Genomic DNA, 542 nt, shown 5'->3' on the forward strand with positions numbered 1-542 from the left:
CCACGCCAGCGGCCGGCCGGGAAGGGCTTGCAACGCAGCCTGCCCTGGCTGTGCGGCGCCTTGCTGATTGCCGCGATGCTGCTGTGGCTCAACGACCGCCAGCGGGTGCTCGACGTCATGCAGGCGCAGGTGCAACAACAGAAAGCCCAGGTCGCCGAGGTCCAGAGCCTGCGCCAGCAACTGCTCAATACCCGTGGCGCCGCGCAGTACCTGATTCGCCGCAAGTCGGCACAACCGCCGTTGGCGGCGTTGCTCAACGAGCTGACCGCCTGCCTGCCCGCCGATACCTGGATCGACCAGTTGGAGGTCAACAACGGCGCCGACGTGTCCTTCTCCGGGCAAAGCGCCAAGGCGAGTGCCCTGATCACTCGGATCAAGGCGTGCCACAGCCTGGAAAACCCCCAGTTCGAAGGAGTGATCCAACCCGATGCGCAAACCGGCAAGGATCAGTTTTCCCTGCGCGCCCACTTGCACCAGGAGGCCGCCGATGCGTCGACCACTGACACCCCGTGAGCGTCGCGGCGCCGCCTTGCTGGTCCTGG

General features: G+C 66.4%; 1 protein-coding gene. It reads left to right on the forward strand.

All coding sequences use genetic code 11. The features are described 5' to 3' along the window. A partial coding sequence (locus HX846_RS36940; protein WP_178967428.1) for a PilN domain-containing protein occupies positions 1-513 on the forward strand: 513 nt, incomplete at its 5' end. Positions 514-542 lie beyond the last annotated feature (29 nt).

Source organism: Pseudomonas sp. K5002, assembly GCF_013386655.1.
In the GTDB taxonomy this organism is placed as follows: Bacteria; Pseudomonadota; Gammaproteobacteria; order Pseudomonadales; family Pseudomonadaceae; genus Aquipseudomonas.